This is a genomic window from Novosphingobium sp., from assembly GCF_039595395.1.
Taxonomy (GTDB): Bacteria; Pseudomonadota; Alphaproteobacteria; order Sphingomonadales; family Sphingomonadaceae; genus Novosphingobium.
Window position 1 is genome coordinate 2,363,472 of sequence record NZ_JBCNLP010000001.1, and the last position, 26,043, is coordinate 2,389,514.

General features: G+C 60.2%; 26 protein-coding genes. 14 read left to right on the plus strand and 12 right to left on the minus strand.

Annotated elements, in window-relative coordinates; translation table 11 throughout:
* The first annotated feature begins 94 nt into the window (after nucleotides 1-94).
* The 4 genes from ABDW49_RS10940 (at nucleotide 95) to ABDW49_RS10955 (ending at nucleotide 2,656) form a co-directional block, all read left to right on the plus strand.
* Nucleotides 95-535 (plus strand): hypothetical protein, encoded by a 441-nt coding sequence (locus ABDW49_RS10940; RefSeq protein ID WP_343611887.1) that lies wholly within the window; start codon nucleotides 95-97, stop codon nucleotides 533-535.
* 286 nt (nucleotides 536-821) lie between these two features.
* The gene (locus ABDW49_RS10945) at nucleotides 822-1,406 is read left to right on the plus strand and encodes an alpha-ketoglutarate-dependent dioxygenase AlkB (RefSeq protein WP_343611890.1); all 585 of its coding nucleotides are present in this window, start codon (nucleotides 822-824) and stop codon (nucleotides 1,404-1,406) included.
* A 101-nt stretch (nucleotides 1,407-1,507) separates the two neighbouring features.
* Nucleotides 1,508-2,062, plus strand: coding sequence for a lipocalin family protein (locus ABDW49_RS10950; protein ID WP_343611891.1), 555 nt, complete (start codon nucleotides 1,508-1,510; stop codon nucleotides 2,060-2,062).
* A gap of 42 nt (nucleotides 2,063-2,104) precedes the next feature.
* Entirely contained in the window at nucleotides 2,105-2,656 is a 552-nt protein-coding gene (locus ABDW49_RS10955) for a hypothetical protein (protein ID WP_343611892.1), read from the plus strand.
* 7 nt (nucleotides 2,657-2,663) lie between these two features.
* Here the strand turns inward: ABDW49_RS10955 and ABDW49_RS10960 are convergent, their stop codons facing one another.
* From ABDW49_RS10960 to ABDW49_RS10975, 4 genes are all read right to left on the minus strand, one after another.
* Nucleotides 2,664-3,443, minus strand: a complete 780-nt coding sequence (locus tag ABDW49_RS10960; RefSeq protein ID WP_343611893.1) for an SDR family NAD(P)-dependent oxidoreductase — start codon at nucleotides 3,441-3,443, stop codon at nucleotides 2,664-2,666.
* A 12-nt stretch (nucleotides 3,444-3,455) separates the two neighbouring features.
* Entirely contained in the window at nucleotides 3,456-4,349 is an 894-nt protein-coding gene (locus tag ABDW49_RS10965; RefSeq protein WP_343611894.1) for an SDR family oxidoreductase, read from the minus strand.
* Nucleotides 4,350-4,438: 89 nt separating this feature from the next.
* The gene (gene ligD, locus ABDW49_RS10970) at nucleotides 4,439-6,943 is read right to left on the minus strand and encodes a DNA ligase D (RefSeq protein ID WP_343611895.1); all 2,505 of its coding nucleotides are present in this window, start codon (nucleotides 6,941-6,943) and stop codon (nucleotides 4,439-4,441) included.
* 3 nt (nucleotides 6,944-6,946) lie between these two features.
* Nucleotides 6,947-7,813, minus strand: a complete 867-nt coding sequence (locus ABDW49_RS10975) for a Ku protein (RefSeq protein ID WP_343611896.1) — start codon at nucleotides 7,811-7,813, stop codon at nucleotides 6,947-6,949.
* 184 nt (nucleotides 7,814-7,997) lie between these two features.
* Here ABDW49_RS10975 and ABDW49_RS10980 point away from each other — a divergent pair, with 184 nt between their 5' ends.
* The gene (locus tag ABDW49_RS10980) at nucleotides 7,998-8,990 is read left to right on the plus strand and encodes a TIGR01777 family oxidoreductase (RefSeq protein ID WP_343611897.1); all 993 of its coding nucleotides are present in this window, start codon (nucleotides 7,998-8,000) and stop codon (nucleotides 8,988-8,990) included.
* A 510-nt stretch (nucleotides 8,991-9,500) separates the two neighbouring features.
* Here ABDW49_RS10980 and ABDW49_RS10985 read toward each other — a convergent pair.
* Genes ABDW49_RS10985 through ABDW49_RS10995 form a run of 3 tightly spaced genes read right to left on the minus strand, consistent with a single transcriptional unit; the run spans nucleotide 9,501 to nucleotide 12,813 of the window.
* Nucleotides 9,501-9,959, minus strand: a complete 459-nt coding sequence (locus ABDW49_RS10985) for a Mov34/MPN/PAD-1 family protein (protein ID WP_343611898.1) — start codon at nucleotides 9,957-9,959, stop codon at nucleotides 9,501-9,503.
* A complete protein-coding gene (locus ABDW49_RS10990; protein ID WP_343611899.1) occupies nucleotides 9,956-11,617 on the minus strand; it encodes a ThiF family adenylyltransferase in 1,662 nt (553 codons plus the stop codon). Before ABDW49_RS10990 ends, ABDW49_RS10985 begins: the two co-directional genes overlap by 4 nt.
* Nucleotides 11,614-12,813, minus strand: coding sequence for a CBASS cGAMP synthase (locus ABDW49_RS10995; RefSeq protein WP_343611900.1), 1,200 nt, complete (start codon nucleotides 12,811-12,813; stop codon nucleotides 11,614-11,616). Before ABDW49_RS10995 ends, ABDW49_RS10990 begins: the two co-directional genes overlap by 4 nt.
* Before the next feature lie 593 nt (nucleotides 12,814-13,406).
* On the opposite strand from ABDW49_RS10995, the gene ABDW49_RS11000 reads away from it, so the two are divergent.
* From ABDW49_RS11000 to ABDW49_RS11015, 4 genes are all read left to right on the plus strand, one after another.
* Nucleotides 13,407-13,898 carry a hypothetical protein gene (locus ABDW49_RS11000; RefSeq protein ID WP_343611901.1) on the plus strand — a complete coding sequence of 164 codons (492 nt, stop codon included), beginning with the start codon at nucleotides 13,407-13,409 and terminating at the stop codon, nucleotides 13,896-13,898.
* Nucleotides 13,895-14,569 carry a hypothetical protein gene (locus tag ABDW49_RS11005; protein ID WP_343611902.1) on the plus strand — a complete coding sequence of 225 codons (675 nt, stop codon included), beginning with the start codon at nucleotides 13,895-13,897 and terminating at the stop codon, nucleotides 14,567-14,569. The genes ABDW49_RS11000 and ABDW49_RS11005 overlap by 4 nt, the downstream gene beginning before the upstream one ends.
* Before the next feature lie 558 nt (nucleotides 14,570-15,127).
* Nucleotides 15,128-16,588, plus strand: a complete 1,461-nt coding sequence (locus tag ABDW49_RS11010; protein ID WP_343611903.1) for an AAA family ATPase — start codon at nucleotides 15,128-15,130, stop codon at nucleotides 16,586-16,588.
* 1 nt (nucleotide 16,589) lies between these two features.
* The gene (locus ABDW49_RS11015; RefSeq protein ID WP_343611905.1) at nucleotides 16,590-17,510 is read left to right on the plus strand and encodes a DUF4435 domain-containing protein; all 921 of its coding nucleotides are present in this window, start codon (nucleotides 16,590-16,592) and stop codon (nucleotides 17,508-17,510) included.
* Between the two features lie 242 nt (nucleotides 17,511-17,752).
* Here ABDW49_RS11015 and ABDW49_RS11020 read toward each other — a convergent pair whose 3' ends face one another.
* The gene (locus ABDW49_RS11020) at nucleotides 17,753-18,382 is read right to left on the minus strand and encodes a glutathione S-transferase (protein WP_343611907.1); all 630 of its coding nucleotides are present in this window, start codon (nucleotides 18,380-18,382) and stop codon (nucleotides 17,753-17,755) included.
* Between the two features lie 44 nt (nucleotides 18,383-18,426).
* Nucleotides 18,427-18,999 carry a peroxiredoxin gene (locus tag ABDW49_RS11025; RefSeq protein WP_343611909.1) on the minus strand — a complete coding sequence of 191 codons (573 nt, stop codon included), beginning with the start codon at nucleotides 18,997-18,999 and terminating at the stop codon, nucleotides 18,427-18,429.
* 183 nt (nucleotides 19,000-19,182) lie between these two features.
* Here ABDW49_RS11025 and ABDW49_RS11030 point away from each other — a divergent pair, with 183 nt between their 5' ends.
* Complete coding sequence (locus tag ABDW49_RS11030; RefSeq protein ID WP_343611910.1) at nucleotides 19,183-19,602, plus strand: DUF2177 family protein; 420 nt, start codon at nucleotides 19,183-19,185, stop codon at nucleotides 19,600-19,602.
* Here ABDW49_RS11030 and ABDW49_RS11035 read toward each other — a convergent pair.
* The 3 genes from ABDW49_RS11035 to ABDW49_RS11045 are packed head-to-tail and all read right to left on the minus strand — an operon-like array spanning nucleotide 19,559 to nucleotide 21,929.
* Entirely contained in the window at nucleotides 19,559-20,095 is a 537-nt protein-coding gene (locus ABDW49_RS11035; protein ID WP_343611912.1) for a hypothetical protein, read from the minus strand. The two genes, ABDW49_RS11030 and ABDW49_RS11035, sit on opposite strands and share 44 nt — an antisense overlap.
* Nucleotides 20,092-21,117, minus strand: a complete 1,026-nt coding sequence (locus ABDW49_RS11040) for a cyclopropane-fatty-acyl-phospholipid synthase family protein (RefSeq protein WP_343611914.1) — start codon at nucleotides 21,115-21,117, stop codon at nucleotides 20,092-20,094. Before ABDW49_RS11040 ends, ABDW49_RS11035 begins: the two co-directional genes overlap by 4 nt.
* Complete coding sequence (locus ABDW49_RS11045) at nucleotides 21,114-21,929, minus strand: DUF1295 domain-containing protein (protein WP_343611916.1); 816 nt, start codon at nucleotides 21,927-21,929, stop codon at nucleotides 21,114-21,116. The genes ABDW49_RS11040 and ABDW49_RS11045 overlap by 4 nt, the downstream gene beginning before the upstream one ends.
* A 142-nt stretch (nucleotides 21,930-22,071) precedes the next feature.
* Between ABDW49_RS11045 and ABDW49_RS11050 the strand changes: the two genes are divergently transcribed.
* From ABDW49_RS11050 to ABDW49_RS11065, 4 genes are read left to right on the plus strand one after another with little or no spacing between them, the layout of a single operon-like run.
* Nucleotides 22,072-23,379 (plus strand): NAD(P)/FAD-dependent oxidoreductase, encoded by a 1,308-nt coding sequence (locus ABDW49_RS11050; protein ID WP_343611918.1) that lies wholly within the window; start codon nucleotides 22,072-22,074, stop codon nucleotides 23,377-23,379.
* A complete protein-coding gene (locus ABDW49_RS11055; RefSeq protein WP_343611919.1) occupies nucleotides 23,376-24,170 on the plus strand; it encodes a DUF1365 domain-containing protein in 795 nt (264 codons plus the stop codon). Before ABDW49_RS11050 ends, ABDW49_RS11055 begins: the two co-directional genes overlap by 4 nt.
* Nucleotides 24,161-25,387 carry a cyclopropane-fatty-acyl-phospholipid synthase family protein gene (locus tag ABDW49_RS11060; RefSeq protein ID WP_343611920.1) on the plus strand — a complete coding sequence of 409 codons (1,227 nt, stop codon included), beginning with the start codon at nucleotides 24,161-24,163 and terminating at the stop codon, nucleotides 25,385-25,387. The genes ABDW49_RS11055 and ABDW49_RS11060 overlap by 10 nt, the downstream gene beginning before the upstream one ends.
* The gene (locus tag ABDW49_RS11065; protein ID WP_343611921.1) at nucleotides 25,384-26,037 is read left to right on the plus strand and encodes a DUF6134 family protein; all 654 of its coding nucleotides are present in this window, start codon (nucleotides 25,384-25,386) and stop codon (nucleotides 26,035-26,037) included. The genes ABDW49_RS11060 and ABDW49_RS11065 overlap by 4 nt, the downstream gene beginning before the upstream one ends.
* Nucleotides 26,038-26,043: the final 6 nt, after the last annotated feature.

A 26,043-nucleotide genomic window follows, 5' to 3' on the forward strand; every position in this document is an offset into this window, starting at 1 on the left:
ACCGCTGTTAGCGAGACAGCCCGCGTAAGCAGCCATTCACGTTTTTCCGCCACCGTAGCCCAGTTGCAATCGCTTGGACTTGGGAAGAATAGTCATGAAGTCTCTTTTGCTGCTCTCCATGGTTGCTCAATATCAGGTGCCGCCAGCGCCCCCGGCACCGCCTGCGGGCGGCGCGGCATTAGAGAGCGAACTGAGTCGAATGGCGGAGCGCTACCGCTCGCAATGCTATTCTGAGAAGGCGATCAAGATAATCGTCGACAGCACCCGCCGCGCAAGAACGATCGCGCGACCTGACCTCGCCGCTATCCGAGCTACGAACAAAGAACTCGCCGACGCCGCTTATGCGGAACCGTTTGACGAGAAGAGGATGGTGGTGGCGATGCGTGCCCGCGCTCAGGCTCAAGCCGATTCAGAGGCGCATTACCCAGACAATAGCATCGCTATTTTGGAGCAATTGCCGAAAGCGGATAAGGTGATCTTCGCCCGGTCAAATGCAGGTGTGACTCCAGTATTCCCGCCAAAGCCATGCTCGTAAGCGCTTCTGACCGGACGATGGTATGTCTGGTCTCGGCGTTCCTGAAATCGGACCAAAGCGGCGAATTAGGGGCGTTTTCTGCCACCAACGGCCCCGGGCGGACGCTTACGAGCGCACGAAGTGTGGCCCGGACGCGGCGAGTGTAGCTGACGGATCGGCTCAGCCATTGTTCTAAATATGTTCCAACCCTATATGAGCGGAGCCTCAGGAAATAGTCTGGGGCGGACTGACCAAGCAGTTGTCATGGCTGCATCTTCCGAGGACCAGACACATTATGGCGCCAGCAATGACGGATCTGTTCGGCACATCGGTCCTGCCCGGTTTCTCTTCCGAGGAAGGGATCATCTCGGCTCCGGAAGAGAACAGTCTGATCACCCGTATCCATGAGCAGCACCTCTCGCCCTTTCGCTTTCAGGGATGGGAAGGCAAGCGCCTGACCACATCCTTTGGCTGGAGCTATGACTTCGATAAGGGCGAGGCGGGCCGGGCCCCTCCGATACCGGAGTGGTTACTGCCGCTTCGGGGGAGGGCAGCCGCTTTTGCCGGGCTGGCCGAACTGGACCTCGTGCAGGCACTGCTGATCCGCTACGATCCAGGTGCCGGTATCGGCTGGCATCGCGATCGGCCCATCTTCGAGCATGTCATCGGCATTTCGCTGGGTGTCCCTGCAGAGATGCGCTTTCGCAAACGGCTTGAAACAGGCTTCCAGCGCGTATCGATGCCGCTGCCGCCGCGATCGATCTATCATCTGGAGGGCGAGGCCAGGCATCTGTGGGAGCACGGCATTGCCGAGATGGCGCAGACGCGCTGGTCCATCACCTTCCGCAGTCTTTCACAAAGAGGAAAGCGGGAACTCGGCGTGCCAGGATGACCGGGTGACGGGCATGGGATGGGCATGATTTGCCCGCATCAAATCGCCTGGCGAAACTCTCGGCTCTCCTGACGGTATCTTCCATGGCATAGGCCGAGGAGATGATGATGGGCAAGAAGACGCTGGCCGCTGGAGTGTTGGGTGCCTCGGCAGTGCTTGGAGCATGGGCCGTTCTTTCCCGGCATGGTCCGGTCGGCAACAAGGCCGTTCCCGAGCCGGCAAATGCGGTCGAACTCTACCGCTATATGGGCCGCTGGTATGAGCAATTTCGCTACGAAGCCTCTTTCGAACGGGATATGGACGAGGTGACGGCCGACTATTCCCTTGAGGAGGATGGCAGGGTCAAGGTCGTCAACCGCGGGCGCAGGGGCGGTGAGGCCGGGCGCTGGAAGGAAAGCGTCGGGACCGCAAAGGTCGTCGATGCCGCCACCCACGCCAAACTGAAAGTCTCGTTCTTCGGCCCATTTTATGGGGATTACTGGGTTCTGGATCACGGCGACGGCTATGAATGGTCAATCGTCAGCGAGCCATCCGGCCGCTACCTCTGGGTGCTCACGCGCGTGGCGACGCCGTCGAGCGAGACGCTTCAGGATCTGGAGGGACGCGTGAAGGCACTGGGCTACGACTGGAGCCTTGTCAGAAAGACGCAGCAGTGATGCGCCGATCCTTGAGACCATAGCAGGCTGGGCAGCAGTGGGATGGCGAACAAGCGGCCCTTGAAAGTCTTCCGCACCTCGGTCGGTTTCGAGGACGCCTATATCGCGGCGCCGAGCCAGAAGGCCGCGCTCGCTGCCTGGGGCGCCAAAGGCAATCTGTTCGCTCGGGGGGCAGCCGAGGTGGTGACTGATCCTGCCTTGGCGAAAGCCGCGTTGGAGCGGCCAGGCGAGGTCATCCGCGTCCCGCGAGGCACGACGGCCGAGCATTTGGCCGCTGCCGGGGGCGGTAAAAGCCCAAGCGCGTGTGGACCCAAGCCACGCAAGGCGGGTCATGATGATCCTCCCACGAAACCCGCGCCCCGGCCCAGCCGTGCCAGGCTGGACCGCGCTCAAGACCAACTGAGCACAATGCAGAGCGATCTCGGCGCGATCGAAAAAGAGCTGGCGGACCAGATCGACGGTTTGAAGGAGGAGCTCGCCGCACTGAAAAAGCACAACGCAGGCGAGCTTGCAAAGCTCCAGCGCGATGTCGAGAAAGAGGAAAGGCACTACCGCCAGGCACTTGCCAGCTGGCGGGAGGCACTTCCAGATTGAGCCGCATTCACATCAGCGTGTCGATCACACCGCCATCGACGCGCAGTGCCGCGCCTGTGGTGGCCGAGGCCAGCGGCGAGGCAGCATAGACGATCATATTGGCAACCTCATCGACGGTGGCGGCGCGCCGCAGGATCGAGGTCGGGCGGTTCTGTTTCACGAAATCCGCACCGGCTTCCTCCAGCGACTGGCCGGTCTTGTCCCGCTGCTTCTGAAGCATGGCGGTGACGCCTTCCGACATCGTCGGCCCCGGCAGCACCGAATTGACCGTGACGCCTGTTCCAGCCATCCGCTTGGCAAGGCCGCGGGCCAGCGCGACATCGGCGGTCTTGGTGACGCCGTAATGGATCATCTCGACAGGGATGTTGAAGGCCGATTCCGATCCCAGAAAGATGAAGCGGCCCCAGCCCTTGTTCTCCATGCCGGGGAGGTAATATCGCGCCAGCCTCACACCCGCCATCACATTGAGCTGCCAGTGGCGCTCCCAGACATCATCCGAGGTCTCGAAGAAATCCGAGGGCTGGAAGATGCCCGCATTGCTGACGACGATATCGGCCTGCGGTAGCTGGCCAACCAGCGCATCATGGCCCGCACTGTCGGCGAGATCAGCGAGAATGGCGCGCGCTTGCCCGCCGATCTGGGCCACTGCCGCTTCCAGCTTCTCACGGTTGCGCCCATTGATGAACACCGTTGCGCCGGCTTCGGCTAGCGCTTTGGCGGATGCCAGGCCAATGCCTTCGCTGGAGCCGGTAACGAGGGCAGTCTTGCCCGAAAGATCTATCTTCATGGACAGGTCTCCTCAGGCGATGCCCGCGCCGCCGGTCACGCCATAGACTTCGCCGCTGATGAAGCTCGCCTCTTGCGATGCGAGCAGAACATAGACCGGGGCGATCTCTACCGGCTGTCCGGGGCGACCATAGGCGCTCTTTTCACCGAACTGCATGACAGCCTCCGGCGGCTGGCCTCCGCTCGACTGCAGCGCTGTCCAGAAGGGGCCGGGTGCCACAACATTGGCGCGGATGCCCTTTTCGATCATCTGCTTGGCCAGCGCCTTGGTGTAGGCGACAATGCCCGCTTTGGTGGTCGCATAGTCGAGCAGGGTTGCCGATGGATGATAGGCCTGAACCGAGGCGGTGGTGATGATCGAGGCGCCAGCCTGAAGATGCGGCACGGCGGCCTGGGTAATCCAGTGCAGGGCGTAGAGATTGGTCTTGAGCGTCTGATCGAAATCCTGCGAGCTGACCCTGGAGATGTCCTCGCGGCTCTGCTGGTGGCCCGCATTGATAACCAGAATGTCGAGCCCGCCAAGCTCGGCCACGGCCTGCTCCACCAGCGACTGGCAGAAGGTCTCATCGGTCACATCGCCCGGAATGGGGACTGCCTTGCGACCCTCGGCTTCGATCAGGGCAATGACCTCACGCGCGTCAGGCTCCTCGCTGGCGAGATAGACAATGGTGACGTCCGCACCCTCACGGGCAAAGGCAATCGCCGCTGCCCGTCCGATGCCGGAGTCGCCGCCCGTGATCAGCGCTTTGCGGCCGAGCAATTTGCCAGAACCCTGATAGCTCTCCTCGCCATGATCGGGTTTCGGATCCATCTCGACGGCAAGGCCGGGGACGGGCTGGGGCTGGCGGGGGAAGGGAGGGCGGGGGTATTGAACGCGCGGGTCCTGCATGGTCAACCGGTCAGTCATGATGATCTCCTTCGCCTCGGGTAAGGGATGGACGATGGCGGGGTTCCACGCTCCCAATGAAGCTGGGACAAGCAGACCCGTGCCGGAGATCAAAGCGCTGGAAGCACCTGCTCGGCAAAGCCCCAACCGCGCAAAGAAGGGTAGGAGGCGCGTTCGATCAGGCAGCCGGGATCGGCGATCGAAAAGGGATGGGCATTGTCCATGCCTTCCAGTTCATCCCATGTGATTGGCAGGGCGACGGGAGCGCCCTGCCGCGCGCGGGCGGAATAGGGCAGCACCGCGGTACTGCCGCGCTGGTTGCGCAGCCAGTCGATGAAGATGCGCCCCTTGCGCTTTGCCTTGCTCATGGTGGCGGTGAAACGGTCAGGCTCTGCCAGCGCCATGGCCTCGGCAAAGCGTCTGGCAAAATCCTTGTGGATGTCCCAGTCGTGGCCCGGCGTAAGCGGCACAACCACATGCACGCCTTTGCCCCCCGAAAGCATGGCAAAGCTGACAAGGCCGATGTCGGAGAGATGGTGAGCGATGTCCTGCGCGGCGCGGCGGACATGGGCAAAGTCAAGCCCTTCATCGGGATCGAGATCGAAGATCATGCGGTCGGGGCGTTCGACTTCTTGCGCGCGGCTGCCCCAGCCATGGAATTCGATGGTGCCCATCTGGACGCAGGCAAGGATACCGGCGGCATCTGTCAGATAGAGATAATCCTCGGTGCCCCCGTCCTTTTCGGTGATGGGCACATGGCTGATCTCCGGGCCGAAGGAGCCGCTGTCGTGCTTCTGGAAAAAGCAGGCCTTGGCGCGGCCCTGGGGGCAGCGGACCAAGCTCATCGGACGGTTGGCGGCAAAGGGCAGCATCAAGGGGGCCATCGCTGTATAGTAATCGGCCAGATCGCCCTTGGTCTGACCGCTCTCGGGGAAGAGAACGCGGCTGGCATGGGTGATGTTGATCGCAGGGGTTTCAGGTGAGGGGGCTGTCCGTTCCGGCTTCACATCCTTCGCCTTCTTGTCCTGACGCAGGCCCAGGAAACTGGCATGCCGCACGCGGCCATCGCTGGTGAACTGGGCAAAGGCGATTTCGGCCACCAGCTTCGGTTTGATCCACTGGGCGCCGCGCGCCTCTGCCCTGGGCACCTCGGCGGGGGGCTTGCTCTGTGCTAGCGGAGCCATGGTCTCGGCGAGCTCCATGAGCATCCGCGTGTCGAAGCCGGTGCCGACCTTGCCCTTGTAGACCAGTTTGCCTTTTTCCATTTGGCCGAGCAGCAGGGCGCCGAAGGCACGGGCGCGGGCCGGACTTTTGGTCCAGCCCATCACGACGAACTCCTGCCGCAGGGTGCATTTGACCTTGACCCAATTGCGGGTCCGATCACCCCGATAGGGGGCATCGGCGCGCTTGGCGATGATGCCCTCCTGCCCGGAGCGGCACATGGCGGTCAGCAGCTTTTCGCCGGCGCCGATGATATGCTCCGCCACATGGATCGGTGAGGTCGCTTCGGCGAGAAAGGCTTCGAGCCGTTCCTTGCGCTCGATGTTCGGGAGCGGCTTGAGATCCTCGCCCGAGAGATTGAGCAGATCGAAGGCGAAATAGGCAAGTCGCGGCGTGTCGCCGGCCTTCAGGGCAGCCTGCAGCGCCGAAAAACTCGGGTTGCCCTGCGCATCCAACGCCACCACCTCGCCATCGATCAGCGCGGGAGGCAGGTCCAAGGCGGCCAGCGCATTGGCGACGGGCTGGAAACGCTCGGTCCAGTCCAGCCCGGTGCGGGTCAGCAGCCTCACCGCGTCGCCCTTGACCGAGGCCAGCAGGCGATAGCCGTCGAATTTGATTTCATGCATCCAGTCGTTGCCGGTGGGTACGGCATCGACCAGCGTGGCGAGCTGAACGGTTTCAAACGCAGGTTGGGGAGCGGATCGGGTGGCGCGGCGGGCAGGTTTCTTGACCGCTTTGGCATTGTGCTTGGCAGCCTGCTCCATGGCAGCGTTGAAGGCTTTGCCCTTCTTGCCTGCCAGCGACTGGCTACCCTGCCTGTCGCCTTCGATCTCCGCCATCGACCGTCCGGTCAGTACGCTGGTCAGCTCGCGCTCTACCAGCTGTTCCGAGGCCCCGGCATGGACATCCTCAACCTTGCGCAGAAGCCAGTTCTCGCGCTTTTCTTTGCCGCGCGGCTTCATGCGCACCAGCAGCCATTCACCCTTCATCCGCTCGCCAAACAGGCGAAAATGAAGGTGGCCTTTTTCTATATCCTTGGCGCTCTTGCCCGCGACAGGCTCCCAGCTGCCCTGATCCCACAGCATCACCGTACCGCCGCCATATTCACCCTTGGGGATCGTGCCCTCGAAACGGGCATAGGACATCGGGTGGTCCTCGGTGCGCACCGCAAGGCGCTTGTCATCGGGGTTGAGGCTGGGCCCGCGCGTCACCGCCCAGCTTTTGAGCACGCCATCGGCCTCCAGCCGGAAATCCCAGTGCAGGCGGGTGGCATCATGCTTCTGGACGACGAAAAGATGGCCCGTCTCGCTCGGCGCATGACCACCCTTGGGTTCGGCGGTCCGCGTGAAATTGCGCTTGGCATTGTAGGAGGCAAGGGGATCGGCGCGAGCCATGGCTCACGCTTTCTTGCGGCGCGGGGCGGGTTTGCGAGCGGCAGGCTTTGGTTTGGTGGCTTTACGCGCTGGTTTGTGATCCCCGCCCACCGACTTTTTCAAAGCCGCCATCAGATCGATGACATTGCTGCCCTTGGCGTCGGTCTCGCCCTCGACATCCTCGAGAATGCGCTTGCCATCGCCCGCCTTGCGCTTCTTCTCGATCAGGCGGTGCAGCGCATCGACGTAGCGGTCATGGAATTCCTCGGGCTTGAAAGGCGCGGTCTTCTTTTCGATCAACGTAGTGGCCAGCTCGATCAGATCCTCTTGGCCTGCCTTGGCCGAGATATCCTTGAAATAGCTCTGCGCCTTGTGGACCTCATCGGCATAGCGCAGTACTTCAAGGATCAGGCCGCGCCCGCAGGGCTTGAGCGACACCAGTTGCTCGCGCCCGCGCACCGACAATTGCCCAAGGCCGACCCGCTTGGTCTGGCGCAGGGCGTCGCGCAGCACGCCATAGGCTTCCTCTGCCAGATCATCAGCGGGCACCACAAAATAGGGCTTTTCGAAATAGAGCACATCGATATCCGAAGGCTCGACGAACTGCACCAGATCGAGCGTCTTGCGGCTTTCGACCTGAGCCGCCTCAATCTCCTCGTCGTCGAGCAGGATATACTCGTCCTTGCTCACCTCGTAGCCGCGAATGATCTCGTCGCGATCGACGGGGCCAACGCCTGGCGCCACCTTCTCATAGCGGATGCGCTTGCCGGTGGGCTCGTGGATCTGGTGAAAGCTGATCGCGGCACCCGAGCGTGTGGCCGGGTAGACCTCCACCGGGATGGACACCAGGGCGAGCCGGATCTGACCTTGCCAATAAGCGCGTGTGGGCATGCTGAACTCCTCGCAACAGGGAAGGGCTGATGTGTTGGGAGGTTCCGTCAGGCTCAACCGCGATCGCGACCGTCAGCGGGGATCAGATCAGGGACGTTGGCATGGCTGCGGCGGGGAAGGAACAGGACAGCGGGCCAGCTGTTCGGGTTGATAGCAAGAACACGAAGGCGAGCGGCGAAAAAACATGGTCAATCTGAACACGCTGCCTTCGTCGGCACCACCAATTTCCTCCATCCCAGCAACCGCAGATGGGTTGGCTGGGGTGGTGAAGGGGCAGCGCTGGATGCTGGTTACTGGTGGCACCGGCTTTGTCGGACGGCATCTCGTGGCGGCGCTCACGGCGCAAGGCCATGGTGTGATCGTGCTGTCGCGCAACCGCGCAAGAGCCAGGCAGGTGTTTCCCGATCAGCGCGTACGCGTCATAGCATCGCTGGACGAGATCGCTGGAGACGAACCCATCGATGCCATCATCAATCTGGCGGGCGAGCCGATAGGTGATAGGCCGTGGACGAGGCGGCGGCGGTTGCGGCTACTCCTCTCCCGGTTGCGGACCACCCGTCGGCTTATCGGCCTGATAGCCCGCCTGGATCACCGGCCCGACGTGCTGATCAGTGGCTCGGCCGTGGGCTGGTATGGCGCATGGGATGAGACAGCCTTGACGGAAAGCAGCCCGGCGCATGACGGCTTCTCGCACACGCTGTGCGAGGCATGGGAAAGGGAGGCCCGCAAGGCAGAAGGCTTCGGGATACGCACGGTTTTGCTTCGAACGGGTCTGGTGTTGGACCGGGGTGGTGGGATGTTGGCCCGGATGGTGCCGGCATTTCGGCTCGGACTAGGGGCAAGTCTGGGTAACGGGCGCCAATTTATGAGCTGGATTCACCGCGACGATTTGGTCCGGCTGATTGCTCATGCCATTGCCGACCCGGCTTTAGTGGGACCGCTCAATGCTACGGCGCCTAACCCCGCAACCAATCGTCAGTTTTCTAAAGCATTGGCGAAGGCGGTGCACCACCCGTTATGGTTTCGCGCTCCCGCCGGGCTTCTTCGGGTACTGATGGGAGACATGGCGCAAGAGCTGCTGCTGACAGGGCAGCGGGTTCTACCCCAAGCTGCGCTGACCAGTAATTTCCATTTCAGGTACAGCGACATCGGCGAAGCCTTACAGCGAAGCCTCTGACCCATTTCCGCATGCCTTCCCGTTCAATCAACGATCTAAACCGCGATCTCGAATGGCTGTGGAGTTGGACGAACCGGAATGGCAGCTTCGGATTGAGGAAGGGGCTGAATTGCCTTTCGTTCATCGCAGATATCTGGGTCTAAATGACCGCCACTGAATTGTTTCGCAGGTCCTTGCCTTTCAAGCGGAAGGTGTCGCACCGAAAGCCGTGGCCGATGTCACGCTACACCTTCCTGATTTTGCGACCATGGCCGAGGCGACATCGATCGACTGATCGGCAGGGTCCTGCGCGCAGAGGCCGGTTAGCCGGGGGATGCGCGGATCGATCGGCATGCCGGGATCTTCCCGCCAAACGTGGGACTGGGGCTAACGCAGGACCTGTTCGCGGCAGGTGACGATGGTGCTGGCACCACTTTAGCCCTGAGCTGCGCTACGCGCAGGAACTGGCGGTCGGTAGCAATGCAGCGGCGCGGGTGTTTGGTTTGCTGCGAGGTTGAAAGGCAACTGATACTAAACGAAAAGTGTGCCATCTTTATCGCGCTCGACAGCGCTTAACAGGCGGATTTGCTTCCCGTCATGGAGCCCAACATACGTTTCACGATCGCTGAAAATCATAAAGACCATGGGTTGCCCTTGGTGTCGGGTCACTTCACGCCAACTCTGGAGGTCGACGGACGACGGAATGGCGCGGCCGCCGGGATGAGTATGCCATTCACCAATCCAACCCGCCGTCCGCCCAGACTTGAGCCATTCCCTTAACGCTTTCATGCGATGCCCGCGTTGTGAGCGGTGGAAACGGGTTGCTGAACCATGGTCCCAGCGGTTGGGGAAAGTAACGTCACTAAGCTCGATTGCGCCTGGCTTGCGGTATCCGAGCAGCAAACCACCTTGCTCGTTTACAGATGATGTGGTTCGAACATGGGCACGGATGCGCTCGACAAGTTTGTGAGGCAGCAGAACGCAAGTCATTTGCGCACTCGTCTGGGCGCGCAAGCCGGGCAGCGGGGAGAGGGATCTGGGGTGATGGGGCGGTGGTAGCGCCCCCGTTCGTAGTCCACTGGAACAGTACGTAGCCTTGCGCCGGTATGGCCGTTAGCCCAATCCATGGCTGCGCGTAGTGCGAGGCTAGCGGCCATCATAGAGGCATCCACGCCAAAGGGTACGAATGCGCCATCACCGCAACTCGCGGGCTGAAGGTTCAATTCGTCTTTCTCATTGCCCGCAGGAAACCGCCACGGACCATCAAATTCCGGCTTGAGGCATCGAAAACAAGCATGTTCGTCGCGCAAATTAAGAAAACTCTGTGCGCCTGCGCCGTTCATAAAAACCCAGGTGTGGAGGAGAGCTTTGATCCTGGGGTTATCATCTTCGAGAAATTGCTCGTTGAGGGCGGACTGAATATTCCATTCCCCGGTGGCGTCGATCACCAGGTCATGGTCGGCAATGTGAGGCCACGCATTAAGGGCATCCTCGTGATATGCCGCCACCTTCACCTGAGGGTGGAATCGTTGAAGTTCTGCTTTGAGGGCGCTTGCTTTGGGTTTACCAATATCTGCAAACCCGAGAAGATGACGCCCGATGTTGCCTTCACTCAGCCTCTGGTTGTCATAGAGGCTAAAACGGCCAGCAATCCCCGCCCCGCTTTGAACCAGCATGCGAGCCAGGTGACTGCCGATGGTGCCACACCCCACCAAGGCGATTGAGAGATCTCGCAGGTTCCGCACAGCATTGTTATTCCGATCCACGACGTCCTCGATGCTACACCAAACTGCCGATAGTCGCTCAAGCTGGATGGCCGCCGCCCGAGTGCGCAACAAACCTGGTAAAGCTTTTACTCGAATAGAACCTCTTTCGACGCCTGCCTGCAGGTCCGAAGGAAGAATGATTTTCACACCTACAAAGGCATTTGGAGCGGCTATGAACAAGGCTTCGCATCTGGCTAGAACCTCAAAGCCTCGTGCCGAGCGATCCACCGATAGCCCAAGCTGCGCATTGAGCCATACTTTCAGTTCTTCCAGCGTCGAAGGTGCATTGAGTTTCCCAGCAGGTCTGATCGGCTTATCCGTATACCAGACCTCTGCTGAATTCAGGATTGTGGGGTGATATCCGGTCAGCATCGGCTCCTCGGCGAGGCACCGGACGGTGCTACCCTTCCCATTCGTTGCTCGAAACATCTTGGCCTTGACGATCTGGGCAGTAGCCTTGCGAGGCAGGAAGCAATTGATATAGCGCTGGGGATACCAATAGCTTTGATATTCATCGATAATTTCGCGCCGCGCACCATCCTTGAACGATAATTCGAGGGTTCGCTTCGCTTCATCGAGCACTCTCAAAATTGCTTCGCCGGGCCGGTAGAGGTCGAGCGGAAGGCCTGCGCCCGATGCATAGCAGATTCCGCTGTCGGTTTCGATGTGGGCTAAAAGCTCAAGGGGAACTTGCAACCTATTCAGCAGCGTGATCTGTGGCTTCGTCCCGAAACGCACATCTGGGATCGACAGCCTGATATCCACGGGTTTACCGTGAACCTTGATCGTTCCCTCATAATCGGCGGCGCCTGGACCAACCTCGCGAAAGCTCAGCCCCTTGAGTGTCTCGTGGATACGCCAGAGAGCTTCATGCCGTGTCATCCGGATGTTGAGGGAATGATCACGGGGGCGGCGACAGTTGCCGCCGGGGCCTTTCGGATTGCCTCGATCTTGGAATTGATCTTCACTGCATCCGGGCGATAGCGGATACGATCTCCAAACTTCCTGCGAAACGTTTCAACGACGATGCGGGCATCACCGGTATGCTCGAGTGCAGTGACCACCTCGTCCCTAAAAGCTCTCACTTTCGCGAGAATTTCGGCTTTCACATCGTCATCCCATGAATTGAGGCACAGATCCTTGATGACGGGATTGGGAATCGTGCCGTCGAAAATCTCGGGGAGGAGCTTGGCCACGTTCATGATGAGTTCGTCATCGCGTTGATCGGTGGGGTAGCCATTCATGCGGCGCAGCGCTTCATCAACAGCGCACATGATGCAGATCGACGACAGCCGCGGTTTGGCCCATTCAAAATCTCGCCATCCCTTGAAGAAGCGGCAGAGGCGCTGATACACGGGCCCATACCTTTCGACGCGAGCCATCACCCAGTCGTGCAATTGCTTGGGATCAGACTGGATCCACGTGCCGTCGCGCTGTGCCAACATGATCTTGTCCGTTGGCAACCTCTTTAGTTTGGGTTTTGCATCCCTTGCCATTCCCCGCATGCTGTCAGCGAAATTAACGCTTTCCAACGCGATGGCTTCCACGATTTCTTCGAACTGATCCTGCGGAACGGAATAAATCGGGATGTCCACATGAGCACCAGGCCAGAGCTTCACTCTGACGCAATTTTCCTTGCTGATGTCGAGGGTCCATCCATTGTCACGGCAAAGCGGGAGAAGCGTTTGCTCCACGAAACGGAACAAACCTTTCGCGGCGAGGGCGGGCTCGCCATTGGAGAGGAAGTGCACCGGCACATACATGCCATCATCGAGGTCGATTTCTTGATTCGGCTTTTGGGCAGGAGCGTTGAGCGTCTTGTATGCAAAACTGCCCTGCGTCATGAACTTGATCTGGATCGTGGCGTGGTTGCGCGCCATGATCTGCCGGGTATGCGAATCTTGCCAATAGTCATCGCTGAACGTCATGGCTTTTGCAGCATCTTTGAGCGCAGACCGGATTTGCCGCCGTGCGTCCATGAGCCCCTTGCGTTCCAGCTCATCAATGGCCAAGTTTGCCAGATAGCTGGGCTCGGATTTGAGCCCGCAAAAAAGGGCATGTGCGTTTGCTAGCGTCATGACTGGTCCCCGAAAGTTCTCCTTCGATATGGGCGCGTTCCGCATCTGTTCAAGAGGTGGTTAACAACGCGTAAAAATTTTTTCTGTCAGGATGTTGATAGCCACTGAGATGTGCCCCGGGGTTTCCATTGAGAATTGGACCTGACTTTTTGCTGAAGGCGGGCCTCAGGCTGCCCCGACTATCCGGGCTTCGAGCGAATCGAGCTTTGCACGCCCATACATCTGATGCTTGATGAGCTTGAGGCGGGTAATGTGGCCTTAGGTCTGCCCGTTTGGCATCGGAGCATCGGCTTAAGGAATTTCGCGCGTTGAGGGCTGCGCTCGATCTGAATGGCCGTCGCGAACGAGACTGGGCATCAGAAACGCGTTCCGTCCATCTGTGCCCCACAGCAGAAGGTGGAACGATCATGCGTATGCCAGACTAACTGCGCAAGGTCTCAGCGAGACAGGCGAACTATGGCCATAGCCGATCACTGCTGGAAGCAACGTTGGGCCGAGGGTCGTCGCCGGACGCTTACGATCATCCCCCGCAAAAGGTTCGCTGTGCTGCTGAGGGGTTGCGCTTTGCAGAAAGGCGAGTCATTTCACTCTTCATGGGCCAAAGTGACTTTGAATTAACCGATACGCTGCTTGAACTCCTTTCAAGCGTCGATGAGCGTGCCGGCGCCGACTTCTCGGGCACTGGCGTCATTGTTAGCTCGCGGATTGACGATCTACCTATTTTGGGCATGCGGCCCGTCAGTGACCCCGGCGAGGTTACGGACGTTGCACATCTACTAGCCACCATTTCGAACCCGGCGAACGAGCATCATGACGGTTTTCATGTGCTGGACCCAAACCTACGGATACTTCGCCTAGGGCAGTATTTTTCGCCGCCAATCGCACTCAGTGCCAATATTGATCGCACGAAACGTTTCGGTGGGCGCTATCTAGCTGCTTTGTTTGGATCGATGCTTCCGGGTGTCATTGCTACTGGCATCGTAAGCTGCAATTTTGGCATCGCACTATTTCGTGAAGGTCAAGAAATAGCGTATCGGCCCGGACGGTCTGCCCAACCCAAGGTCGAAAAGAAGCTCCTCAAATGATTCTCGCACTCAACCGCTCTATCATGATAACCATTTTGGTTGCATTGGTTCTCGGGCCGGTAGCGGTCCTCTTTGGTTTTGATATAGTCAAAACTCCAGCCGATCTTTTGAAGTGGTCAAGTCGAATAGTCACTTTTCTGACCTGCGTTTGCTTGCTCCTAAATTGGACTCCGGCCTTACGCTTCGTTCATTTGGTGACATTGGGACGCCTCTGGTGGTTTCCTTGGCTTGAAGGAACATGGCGTGCCGAAATCCGGTCCAACTGGCCGCAGGTCGAACGGCTCTACGAGGCTGCCAAGGGCAACGCGCCGCAATTCGATGCACTAACCGACCCGGTCACCGAGGCGGACGAAAAGGTCACCGGTGCTGATGTTACCATTAAGGTTGGGCTTTTTGAATTAGAAATCGAGATTATACCTGATGGGACGCAGAGGTGTAGCACGACGGACTACGTTCGGCCAAGCTGGATGAAGCCTGGAAAGCCGAAGCTCAGTTACGTGTATACCCAAGTAGACCCGCTACCGGTGGCGCCGACTGACACGCGAATGCATTCAGGAGCGGGCATCGTGGAATTCATGAGGAATGGTGAACTGAGTGGCGAATATTGGACCAACCGCAAGGGCGAGAATGGCCTTAATACTTCTGGCACGATTATCATTCGCAGAAATTAGACGCCAGTGGCATGAATGACGTAGCTCGCCGTCACGCAACAAACAGTACCTACCCAATTACCGGCATTTGTCTTGAAATCCGCCTTGGGTCGTAAGTACAAGTGCGGGCATTCTGTGAGATGCGCATCTGTGTTATCCCAACATGACGGTCAAGCGAAAGCTGAATGAACCGCACCGGGTTTGCCTGAGGGCATTACCCTTGCTCATGGGATGAACAAGCGGAAGCTTTGTACGACTAAGAAGGGCGCCTTAAATGTCGCGTTTGTCAGCGGCTTCCCCGCAGCATCGGAACGGGGGATCCCGACCAAAGCCGGTCGCTCAGTAGCGACGGGCGGAACGTCTGCTCATTTTCAGAGCGGACTTTTAGCGTTTGCCTGAGTGGCATTGCACGGCCACTCAAGCTGGGTCAGTTACAGACTGGTGGGCTTCCGCCGATCGAGAAAAGCGGTGACCGGAGACGAGCAACCTTGCGAGGCTCACGAGAGCCTCGCTTTGAATATCCTTGCACGGCAACGTAGATCCAGCCTAGCAGGGATAGGATCAAAGGATTCTTCTTGGATGGGTGGTCCCATCGCGGCAGCAGCTGCTTCCAACCCGAGGATAAGAATGCAAAAGCCTACAAGATTCGAAATAAAAGGGTTGTTTGGGAATCGCGATGTTTCGCTCCCGATCGACAGCAATGCGCTGATCCTAGTTGGTCCGAACGGCATCGGCAAAAGCAGCGTTACCAATATCTTCTATTTCTTCGTGACCCGACAGTGGTCTCGGCTTGCCGAGTTTGATTTTTCCGAGGTAGCACTCTGGTTTGGCGACGAGGAGATCCGGGCGGCACGAGCAGAGATAGCAGGTTTGTATCAACTCGACCGAGTGCTGCGAAATTTTGCCCCGTCGTCGCGTGTGACGATGCACGTTGAAAAGCTTCGCGCTGCAGGCCTCCTGGAGGAGTTCGTTGCGTCAAGAAAGATGAATCCGCGCGTTCGCGAAAAGATCGCGGATTCACTGTCAATATCGATGGATGAGGTCCGTCATTTGCAAATGTCGATAGCTCGTCGCTTCTCAACTTACGAAGATGAGGATATTTTTTCGGCCCCTCGCGTTAACCTCGACCGGGAAATCACTGCTAAGCTTCCCGGAAGAACCCTGTATCTTCCGACTTACCGGAGGATTGAGAAAGATCTAAAGGAGATTTTGCCAGATTTAGAAGATAGGCTGCAATCCGCTGGCAGGCCCTTTAGCTTTACTAGATCTGATAAGCATTACGTCGACTTAGTTAGCTTTGGGATGGAAGACGTTCGGCGCAACATAGATCTAAAGAGCCGCTTTCTCAGAGACTACTCTCTTGCTCAATTTAACGATTTGTCAGGACTATACCTACGAGATGTAATCAAGGGTACTGCAGATCAGTATTCTCCTTCTCAGATTGCGAGTCTCGACGAAAACGGGCTTGCAGTCATATTGGGGCGGGTGAGCGAGCAGGTTTTGTCATCTGAAGAGAAGGACCTCCTGCGCGCCAAGATTACTGGTATGAAGGGCAAGAAACGCGCTGAGATGGAGGTGAATGATCGTTATCTGGCCCACTATTTCACTAGGTTGATGAGTGCTAGTGCTGATATCTCTTCCCAAGAGGCGGAGATTTCGGCCTTTGTCGATGTGTGTAATGCATATCTTAAGCCAGGCAAAACAATGGTCTACGACGACACAAAATTTACTGTTTCAATTATAGATGATAGGGGTCACCCGATCGATCTAAGCATGCTTTCATCGGGTGAAAAGCAGGTGGTCTCGCTATTTTCTCACCTGTACCTGGACGATGCGGAAGATCAGATCGTCATAATTGACGAACCTGAGCTATCACTGTCAGTTCCTTGGCAAAAGCGTTTTCTCACTGATATCCTAGATTCCGCTCATTGTAGCTTCATATTGTCAGTAACTCACAGTCCATTTATTTATCAAAACCGCCTTAATAAGTCTGCTGTCGATCTGCGTCGTCGTACGGTGAATTCGAATCAGGTCGATTAATATGGACGATTACGCGGTATATCTTGCTGAAGAGGCGAAGTCTGATATTGTTGCTCTGCACCAGTTTCGGCTCCTTTATGAACCCACTAGTGGTTCATATCATTTTTTCTTTGAAGGAGAGGAGGATTGCCTCTTCTACATGCCTGAAGCCCGCCGCTACACCGGCACGAAAGCCGTTCATATCTATGATTGTGGCGGCAAAAGAAACGTAATTGAGGTTCGCAATACGATCATTGCTGATGGATACGATCCTACTGAATGCCTCTTTTTCGTTGACCGTGATTATGATGACCTTCTGGGTACCCAAGTCGTCGTTGACGATCTTACTTACATGACAGACGGTTACTCAATTGAAAACGACATCTCAACGTGGGAATCTGCACGGATTCTTCTTACCGATATTGTCGGAATTTCTGCCGCAGATCCGGAGCTTGCTAGAATAGAAGCCGCATTCAAGGGTGGGTTCGCTGCTTTTTATCGTGCGATTTGGCCGCTTACAGGGTGGATTTTGGCGTCTAAGCATGCCGGATTGGCCCCAAATTTACAAAACACCACAGGGCTAAAGGGCATCGTTAGAGTGTCTAATGCGGTTCCGAGCTTGAATAGGGCCGGATTTGCGCAGTTTAAGCGCCGGGTTGTCGTTAATGGCCGGCTGCCACTGGTGGCATCAGTTGTGAGATGGACACGCGCGCTTGACCTCGACATTCCCAAGCTATGGGTGCGTGGCAAGTACGATATATGGTTCTTTCAGAAGATTCTACTTGCAGTGCTTGACGAGGCAAACGCCAGAAGGAAGCAGGCAGGTGGCCGTGCATTACGGATCCCCGGCTCGCTCAGGGATGGACGAATTTTCGAACTGCTAGGTGGCCGCTCTCCTGTACCACTAACTTTACAGGATTTTTATAAAAACCGGCTGAACTAGGTGACGGTCCCGCTCGTCAGGTTGCCGAGATGGTTCTGCGCAGAACGTCCGATACGGAGAACACCTGCCGTTCGCCAAGATGCACTCAACCGGTGGCTTTGTCCCAAGTCCCGTCACTCTGACGCGTAGCCACTGAGGTGAACCAACGACCGGTTTCTAGGCCCTGATCTGGCAGCGTGAATGACAGCTCTGTCAGCGACCGGGGCCTCCATTCGGCCTGCAGTGAGTGGTCGACGAAGCGGTCACGCCAGCCGATATGGACCACCTCTGGATAAGGCGGCCTTATAGGCGGGGCGGCTGTGAATCGTGTCCAGCCATGCCGAGGTCGCCGGCCGACTGGCATCGAGCCTGGCCCGATCCCGCGCGGCTTCAAGCGGAAAGCTCATGATGATGTCCGCAGCGGTCAACTTATCGCCAGCAAACCAGGGGCGAGAGGTCAGTTCGCTTTCCACGAAATCGAGATGAACGTCGATCATCGGCTGGATGCGCTTTTGCGCCATTCCGCCCAGAAGCGGCACCTTGCCCAGCACCAGCTTGACCAGCAGCGGCGGCATCAGCGACCCTTCAGCGTAATGGAGGTAGAAACGATAGCGCAGCATCGATGTTTCATCCGCTGGCGGCCCCAGACGCCCACCGGCCTTGTCGACCAGATAGGCGATGATCGCTCCGGTCTCCGCGACGGTGCAGTTCCCCTCATCATCGACGATGACCGGCGATTTGCCCAGGGGATGGACGGTGCGCAATTCGGGGGGCGCCAGCATCGTTTTGGGGTTCCGGGCGTAGCGCCTGATCTCATAGGGCAGGCCCAGCTCCTCCAAAAGCCAGAGGATGCGCTGCGAGCGCGAGTTTTCGAGATGATGAACCGTAATCACAGACCTGCTCCGTTCCTCTCACAACGGTTCGGGGCGGCCAATGTTCAGCTTGCGGGATGCGCAGCCCGCCATGCCTTCACAGCGGCCAGCGACCGGGCGACATGGCCTTGCGGGCTGAAGGCGGAATAGGACATCAGAATGGTGCCGTCGGGCGCGATAACATAGCTGGTGCGGTCCGACATGGAGAGCACCGGCAGCTTGACCTTATAGGCCTTGATGACATCGCTGCCGCCCACGCCGACCGCGAATTTGTTGCGGCATTCGGTGACGGAAAAGCGGCTGAGTTTGCCCAGCGGATCATGCGACAGGCCGATGACGGTCGCTCCGGCGGCGTGGAAAGCATCGGTGGCGTCGGAAAACTCATGCGCCTCGATGGTGCAGCCGCTGGTGAAGGCGGCGGGGAAGAAATAGAGGACGACCGGGCCCTTTTTCAGCGCATCGCCAAGATGGAACGAGAAAGGCTTGCCCGCCAGCACCGCCTGCGTGGTGAAATCGGGCGCGGCGGCGCCTTGCGGCAAAGCAGCCAGAGCGGTGGCGCCCGGAACGATGGGCAGCAATCCGGCCAGCGCCAAAGCGGCCAATGCACCGATTGTCAGGCGTTTGGTGTGGAAAGGCATGGACGTTCTCCTGTTGCTCCCATTACGTTGACAGGGACGGCTTGGATGCAGGCACGCATGGAGCTTTATGGTTTAGCGGAAAAGGCCTGATCGCCCTCCATGTCCTTATGGCCATCTGTCAGAGCCTGGGCGTGCTATTCCATATTGTACTCTTTGTACGAGCGGATTGTCCTAGGAGAGATCATGCGGCTCTGGATCGTCACCTATCTTGCCACGGCTCTGGGTTTTCTGGGCTGTGACGCCGTGTGGCTCAGCCTGATGGCGAGCAGGCTCTATCGCCCGGCTTTGGGCGGCCTGCTGCGTGAGCCTTTCGCGCCTGCTCCGGCGATTGCCTTCTATGTGATCTATATCGCTGGCATTCTGATCTTTGCCGTCGCCCCGGCCCGCGCTGCGGGGGACTGGTATGGCGCGACATGGCGCGGCGCGCTGCTCGGGCTGATGGCCTATGCCACCTATGATCTTACCAATCAGGCGACGCTGCGCGACTGGCCGCTGGCGATCACACTGGCTGATCTGTGCTGGGGCACGGCGCTGACGGCATTGGCGGCCACAATCGGCTTTATTGTTGCGCGCTGGGCCGGGGGACCAGCATCCATAGGATAATGAGCGAGAGCAGACCGGCGCTCCAGCCATTGAGGCGCAGCAGGGCGCCGTAGGCTTGTGGGGAAAAGGTGCCCCAGGGCCTGCCATACATGCTGTGCAACAGCGCGACGCCCATATTGGCAGCGATAAGCCAGAACCGGACGCGGCCCCAGAAAGCGATGAGCGCGATGATGGCGGTCGGGATCAGAAATGCCTCCACGCCCGAGGCCGTTCCCAAAGCCTTGGTCGCCAGCATGGCATTGCCCAGACCGGCCATCACCAACAGGGCCCGTCCAGCCAAGGCATCGCGCCGGGCCAGCGCTGGCACGGCAAGGAAAAAGGGCGTGAACAGAAAGGTGACGCAGGCCACCCACCATGTCCCGCCCGCCAGCCAGGCGATATAGAGCGGATAGGTCGGCTGGCTGGAGGCCACCAGCAGCGCGATCCGATTGCAGGCAGAAGTGGCCGGATCGGGATGGGCGGCATAGGCTTTGAGGCGCCGCGCCAGCCTCATGGGGCGGGGCGCAACCGGTAATGGCTTACACCCCATTCGCGGCCCTGCGCATGGCCGAACAGCCCCGCAGTCGCGAGATAAAACAACCGCCAGCGGCGCCCCCACAGGGCAGCCTTGTCGCCATAGACTTCGCGCAATTGCTCATCGATCAGTGCCCGGTTGGCGTCGAAATTCTTCAGCCACAGATCGGCGGTGCGTTGGTAATGCCGCCCGTCCCAGCGCCAGCTTTGCTCGACGGTGAAGCTCTGGGGAAAATGGTCGATCAGCCCATGGCTGGGCATGATGCCGCCGGTGAAGAAATGCTGGGCGATCCAGTCGGTCTTGTCGGACGTATCGAAGCGATAGGGCTGGCTGCGATGGCTGAAGACATGCAGGAACAGGCAGCCCTCGGGCAGCAGCCAGCCGCGCGCACGCTCCAGCAGATCCTGCCAGTTGGCCATATGCTCGAACATCTCGACCGAGACGATGCGGTCGAAGCGCGTGTCGGGCTGAAAATCGTTCATGTCGCAGGTGATGACGCGCAGATTGGTGAGGCCCGCTTCCCGCGCCTTGCCCTCCATAAACAGTCGCTGCGGCATGGAATTGGAGACGGCGGTGATGCGCGATTGCGGGAAACGCGCCGCCATCGTCAGGCTGAGCGAACCCCAGCCGCAGCCCAGTTCCAGAATGCTCTGGCCATCGGCCAGCGCGGCATGGTCGATGGTGGCATCGAGCGCGGCCTCTTCGGCCTGTGCCAGCGTTTCGTCACCCTGAGGGAACAGGCCGCAACTGTATTTGCGCTTGGGGCCCAAGGTCAGTTCGAAGAAGCGCGAGGGCAGTTCGTAATGCTGCTCATTGGCGGTGTCGGTATGCTCGGCAATGGGGTGCTGAGCCATCATGCGGGCGAAATCGGCATTGGTGTCGGGCGCATCAATCAGGCTGCGCCGCCGCATGCCGACCAGCATATCGACCCCAAAACGCGTCAGGGGATCGGGCAGGGGGGTGGTCTCCACGGCGCGGATCAGGCTGGCGACAAGGTTCATCGGCGGTCTCCTGAGGAAGGTCTGCGAGGGATGGGCCAGAAGGCGCTGACGCGCTTCTGAAGGGCGCGATAAGCCTCCCCGCGCGAGCGCAGCATATGCGCTTCGAGCGGCGGAATGCCCGAGACATGGACGAGCAGCCAATACATGAACACCGGCCCGCCCAGCGCCAGCCAGCCCGGCCACCATGCACCATCGGGCCCGATGGCGATCAGCGCATAGGCGCACCAGCCCAGCCATTCGAAAAAGTAGTTGGGATGACGCGACAGGCCCCACAGGCCGGTGTCGCAAACGCGCCCCCGGTTGGCCGGCGCCTTGCGAAAGGCGCGCAATTGCGCATCGGCCAGCCCTTCACCCGCCACGGCCAGCACCAGCAGCAAGGCGCCCGCGCCATCGCTCCACGTCTGAAAGGGCGTCGGGCGATGGGCTGCCAGCATCACGCAGAGCACCAGCACCCATCCCGCCACAGCCTGAATTTGCAGGAACAGGAACAGCCGCAGCCTGAAACGGTCGCCCCATTCCCGGCGCAATTCGGCATAGCGCGGATCATCGCCATGCCCCGCCGAGCGCCACGCGATATGCCCGGCCAGTCGCAGCCCCCACAGCGCGACCATACCCGCCACCAGCCCCTGCCGCGGCGTGACACCGCCGTTCAGCGGGGCCAGCGCCGCGCCCGCGCCCACCAGCGCCACCGCCAGCGACCAGATCGCATCGATCCAGCCGGACTTCCCCGGAACCCGCGCAATCGCCCAGCCGCCCGCCATGATGGCACAGAGGGCAGCAAGGCTCAGCGCGCAGGGGAGGATCATCGCCATGGTGGCAGATACGCGGCTCCGGCGGCCTCGGATGCATCGGCGGAAAGTTTTTACAGCCATCACGCATCCAAAACAGATTTGCCCCCGTAGCTGCTTCCATCGCAGGTGCCCGGCGCCTGCATGGCAGGAGGCAGCAAGGCCGATGCGGCAGGAGAGAACCCTCGATATCGCCATTGTCGGCAGCGGCATTTCCGGCCTGTCGGCGGCCTGGCTGCTGGCGCAGCGCCACCGCGTGACCCTGTTCGAGGGTGATGGACGTATCGGCGGCCACAGCCATACGGTGATGGTGGGCGACACACCGGTCGATACCGGCTTTATCGTCTACAATGAGGAGACATATCCCAACCTCACCGCGCTTTTCGCCCATCTGGAAGTGCCGACCCAGCCCGCCGAAATGAGCTTTGCCGTCTCGCTCGACGATGGACGGCTGGAATATGCTGGCACCGATCTGGGCGGGCTGTTTGCGCAGAAGGGCAACCTCGTCTCGCCGCGCTTCTGGTCGATGCTGCGCGATCTGGAGCGGTTCTATCGTCGCGCCCCGCGCGATCTGCCGATGCTGGATGATATGCCGCTGGGCAGCTATCTCGACCGTTTGGGCTGCGGCGAGGCGTTCCGGCAGGATCACCTCTACCCCATGGCCGCCGCGATCTGGTCGACCCCGGTGCGCGATATTCCATATTACCCCGCCGCCGCCTTTATCCGCTTTTGCGAGAACCATGGCCTGCTCAAGCTGGGGCGCCGCCCGCAATGGCGCACCGTGACAGGCGGCAGCCGCACCTATGTGCAGCGCCTGACCGCATCCTTTGCCGACCGCATCGTCACGGGCCAACCCGTGCGGCAGATCCGGCGCGGAGAGGACGGTGTGCACCTCCACCTCGATGGCGGCGAGCAGCGTTTCGATCATGTGGTGATCGCCACCCATGCCGATCAGGCGCTGGCCCTGCTGGCCGATGCCGATGGGCCCGAACGCCACATGCTGGGTGCCTTCGGCTATCGCCGCAACGAAGCGGTGCTGCATACCGACCCGCGTGTCATGCCCAAACGGCCGCGCGTCTGGTCAAGCTGGAACTATGCCTCGCGGGGCGGGGCGGGCGATCCCGATCTGTCGGTCACCTATTGGATGAACCGGCTGCAGGGCTTGCCCGAGGACAGGCCGCTGTTCGTCACGCTCAATCCGCTGGTCGAGCCAGATCCGGCGCTGGTGCATCGGCGCGAGATCTATCACCACCCCATCTTCAACGCCGCCGCCGGGCGGGCACAAAAAGATCTGTGGTCCTTGCAGGGCGAGCGCAACACCTGGTTCGCCGGTGCCTATTTCGGCGCGGGTTTCCATGAGGATGGCTTGCAGGCTGGCCTTGCCGTGGCCGAGGAACTGGGCGGAGTGCGGCGCCCCTGGCTGGTAAAAGACGAATCCGCCCGCATCGCCCTGCCGCAAAGGCAGACGGCATGAGCGAGGCGAGCGCCCTCTATGTCGGCCATGTAACGCATCAGCGGATGCGGCCGCATCGCCACCGGCTGCGCTATGGCATTTTCTCGCTGCTGCTCGACCTCGACGGTGTGGATGCGCTGGCGGCAGGCTCGCGGGTCTTTTCGCGCGGACGCTTCAATCTGTTTTCCTTCCACGACCGCGATTACGGCGACGGCAGCGCCACGCCCCTGCGCGCTCAGGTCGAGCGCCATCTCTGGGCGGCGCATATCATGCCCGATGGCGGGCCGATCCGCCTGCTGACCATGCCGCGCATTCTGGGCTTTGCCTTTAATCCGCTCAGCGTCTTTTTCTGCCACGGACGCGATGGAGCGCTGCGCGCCATCCTTTACGAGGTGAACAACACCTTCGGCCAGCGCCACAGCTATCTGCTGTCGGTCGAGCATATGGCGGATGGCCCGATCCGCCAGAGCTGCGCCAAGGCCTTCCATGTCTCGCCCTTTATGCCGATGGATATGCGCTACACCTTCAGCGTGGCGCCGCCGGCCGAGCAGCTTTCCATCGCGATCACCGTTTCGGACGGGCTGGGGCCGGTGCTGGTTGCCAGTCATGAGGCACGGCGCCGCCGCCTGACCGATGCCGCGCTGTTGCGGGTCTTTGCCACCCATCCGTTGCTGACGGTGAAAGTGGTGGGCGGCATTCTGTGGGAGGCCGCGCGGCTTTGGGCGAAGGGCGTGCCGGTCCACACCTGCCCGGCGCCGCCCGACCGTTCCATCTCCATTCCACCCCAGACAGGCGAGGGCGCATGTATCTGAACGAGCAGGCACAGGCCGGACTGGTCCCTCCGCCGCCGCAGCCGCAACAGACCACGCCCTGGCTGATCCGCCGCGCCTTGCGGCATCTGCAATGCGGGCGGCTGACGATCATCCTGCCCTCGGGCGCCAGAATCGACCATGCGGGCGATCTGCCCGGGCCGCATGGGGTGATCGAGATGCGCAATGGCATGGCCTTCCGCCGCCTGCTGACGCGCGGCGATGTCGGCTTTGCCGAGGGCTATATCGCGGGCGACTGGACCAGCCCGGATCTGCCGCAACTGATCGCGCTGGCCGCGCAGAATGTCGCCCGGCTCGACAGCACGCTGGAGGGCTTCTGGCCGGTGCGGATGTGGCGCAGGCTGAGCCATCTGCTGCATCGCAATTCGGCGCGGGGCAGCCGGCGCAACATCGCCTTCCATTACGATCTGGGCAATGATTTCTACCGCCTGTGGCTCGATGAGAGCATGACCTATTCCTCGGCTATCGCCATCCCGCGCGGCACCAGCCTTGAGGGTGCCCAGCAGGCCAAGCTGGAGCGGATTGCCGCCTTGCTCGCGCTGTCGGGGGATGAGGATGTGCTGGAAATCGGTTGCGGCTGGGGGGCACTTGCGCGGCATCTCGCGCCGGCCTGCCGCAGGGTCACCGGCCTCACCCTGTCACGCGAACAGCTGGATCATGCTTGCGCGCAGGTGAGGACCGGTGGCCTGGGGGACAAGGTCGATCTGCGCCTGCAGGACTATCGTTCCATCGACGAGCGTTTCGACCGGATCGTCTCCATCGAGATGCTGGAAGCCGTGGGCGAGGCCTATTGGCCGGTCTATTTCGCGACGTTGCGCGCCAGCCTGCGCCCGGGCGGACGGATCGTGCTGCAGGCGATCACCATCCGCGAGGACCGCTTTGCCGCCTACAAGCGAAACCCGGATTTTATCCAGCGCTATATCTTCCCCGGCGGCATGCTGCCCACGCCCTCGCTGCTGGAGGCGCATGCCCAACGCGCCGGGCTGGCCATCACGCAGCGCGAAACCTTCGGCACCGGTTACGCCGATACGCTGGCGCTGTGGCGGGCACGCTTTCATGCCGCCTGGCCGTGCATTCTGGCGCTGGGCTTCCAGCCCGACTTCCAGCGCCTCTGGGACTATTATCTGGCCTATTGCGAGGCCGGTTTCCGCAGCGGCACCATTGATGTCGGGCTCTATGTGCTGGAGGAAAGAGCATGATGGATCGGCGTTCCGCCATGATCGGCGCGGTGGCGCTGGCCGCGCTGCCGGGCGCCCTTAGCGCCGCCTTGCCCATTCCGCCCTCCAGAAGGCTGGGCTTCGACATTCTGCGCAAGGGCTCGAAACTGGGCACCCATGTCCTGACCTTCGAGCCGGGCGGGGACAGCCTCACCGTCCATGTGGCGGTGGATCTGGTCTACAAGATCGCCGGGATCACGCTTTATCACTACCGCCATCAGGCGACAGAACGCTGGCAGGGGCAGCAGGTGATCGCGCTCGACGCCGAGACCAGCGACAATGGCACGCCCTACAAGGTTACGGCGCGGCGCGAGGGCGGCGTGCTGATGGTGCAGGGCACCAAGGCGCCGCGCTATGCCGCGCCCACCGATGCGCTGCCCGCCACCCACTGGAACCGGCACGAGTTGGACGGCCCCTGGATCAACACGCAGGACGGGCGGATCATGCGGCCCCATGTGGCGGCGCAGGGCATCGAAACCATTCCCGCCGCCGATGGCGCCAGCCTGCGTGCGCGCCATTATGCGCTGACGGGTGATGTGCAGCTCGACATGTTCTATGACGATCATGCCGGATGGGCGGGCCTTTCCTTCGTGAAGGGCGGCGCACCGATCCGTTATGAGCGGCAGGCTTGACAACGC

Excerpts from the sequence above, each read along its gene's own strand:
- ABDW49_RS10940 (WP_343611887.1), top strand. The coding sequence starts at position 95 with ATGAAGTCTCTTTTGCTGCTCTCCATGGTTGCTCAATATCAGGTGCCG.
- ABDW49_RS10945 (WP_343611890.1), top strand. The coding sequence starts at position 822 with ATGACGGATCTGTTCGGCACATCGGTCCTGCCCGGTTTCTCTTCCGAG.
- ABDW49_RS10950 (WP_343611891.1), top strand. The coding sequence starts at position 1,508 with ATGATGATGGGCAAGAAGACGCTGGCCGCTGGAGTGTTGGGTGCCTCG.
- ABDW49_RS10955 (WP_343611892.1), top strand. The coding sequence starts at position 2,105 with ATGGCGAACAAGCGGCCCTTGAAAGTCTTCCGCACCTCGGTCGGTTTC.
- ABDW49_RS10960 (WP_343611893.1), bottom strand. The coding sequence starts at position 3,443 with ATGAAGATAGATCTTTCGGGCAAGACTGCCCTCGTTACCGGCTCCAGC.
- ABDW49_RS10965 (WP_343611894.1), bottom strand. The coding sequence starts at position 4,349 with ATGACTGACCGGTTGACCATGCAGGACCCGCGCGTTCAATACCCCCGC.
- ligD (WP_343611895.1), bottom strand. The coding sequence starts at position 6,943 with ATGGCTCGCGCCGATCCCCTTGCCTCCTACAATGCCAAGCGCAATTTC.
- ABDW49_RS10975 (WP_343611896.1), bottom strand. The coding sequence starts at position 7,813 with ATGCCCACACGCGCTTATTGGCAAGGTCAGATCCGGCTCGCCCTGGTG.
- ABDW49_RS10980 (WP_343611897.1), top strand. The coding sequence starts at position 7,998 with ATGGTCAATCTGAACACGCTGCCTTCGTCGGCACCACCAATTTCCTCC.
- ABDW49_RS10985 (WP_343611898.1), bottom strand. The coding sequence starts at position 9,959 with ATGACTTGCGTTCTGCTGCCTCACAAACTTGTCGAGCGCATCCGTGCC.
- ABDW49_RS10990 (WP_343611899.1), bottom strand. The coding sequence starts at position 11,617 with ATGACACGGCATGAAGCTCTCTGGCGTATCCACGAGACACTCAAGGGG.
- ABDW49_RS10995 (WP_343611900.1), bottom strand. The coding sequence starts at position 12,813 with ATGACGCTAGCAAACGCACATGCCCTTTTTTGCGGGCTCAAATCCGAG.
- ABDW49_RS11000 (WP_343611901.1), top strand. The coding sequence starts at position 13,407 with ATGGGCCAAAGTGACTTTGAATTAACCGATACGCTGCTTGAACTCCTT.
- ABDW49_RS11005 (WP_343611902.1), top strand. The coding sequence starts at position 13,895 with ATGATTCTCGCACTCAACCGCTCTATCATGATAACCATTTTGGTTGCA.
- ABDW49_RS11010 (WP_343611903.1), top strand. The coding sequence starts at position 15,128 with ATGGGTGGTCCCATCGCGGCAGCAGCTGCTTCCAACCCGAGGATAAGA.
- ABDW49_RS11015 (WP_343611905.1), top strand. The coding sequence starts at position 16,590 with ATGGACGATTACGCGGTATATCTTGCTGAAGAGGCGAAGTCTGATATT.
- ABDW49_RS11025 (WP_343611909.1), bottom strand. The coding sequence starts at position 18,999 with ATGCCTTTCCACACCAAACGCCTGACAATCGGTGCATTGGCCGCTTTG.
- ABDW49_RS11030 (WP_343611910.1), top strand. The coding sequence starts at position 19,183 with ATGCGGCTCTGGATCGTCACCTATCTTGCCACGGCTCTGGGTTTTCTG.
- ABDW49_RS11035 (WP_343611912.1), bottom strand. The coding sequence starts at position 20,095 with ATGAGGCTGGCGCGGCGCCTCAAAGCCTATGCCGCCCATCCCGATCCG.
- ABDW49_RS11040 (WP_343611914.1), bottom strand. The coding sequence starts at position 21,117 with ATGAACCTTGTCGCCAGCCTGATCCGCGCCGTGGAGACCACCCCCCTG.
- ABDW49_RS11045 (WP_343611916.1), bottom strand. The coding sequence starts at position 21,929 with ATGGCGATGATCCTCCCCTGCGCGCTGAGCCTTGCTGCCCTCTGTGCC.
- ABDW49_RS11050 (WP_343611918.1), top strand. The coding sequence starts at position 22,072 with ATGCGGCAGGAGAGAACCCTCGATATCGCCATTGTCGGCAGCGGCATT.
- ABDW49_RS11055 (WP_343611919.1), top strand. The coding sequence starts at position 23,376 with ATGAGCGAGGCGAGCGCCCTCTATGTCGGCCATGTAACGCATCAGCGG.
- ABDW49_RS11060 (WP_343611920.1), top strand. The coding sequence starts at position 24,161 with ATGTATCTGAACGAGCAGGCACAGGCCGGACTGGTCCCTCCGCCGCCG.
- ABDW49_RS11065 (WP_343611921.1), top strand. The coding sequence starts at position 25,384 with ATGATGGATCGGCGTTCCGCCATGATCGGCGCGGTGGCGCTGGCCGCG.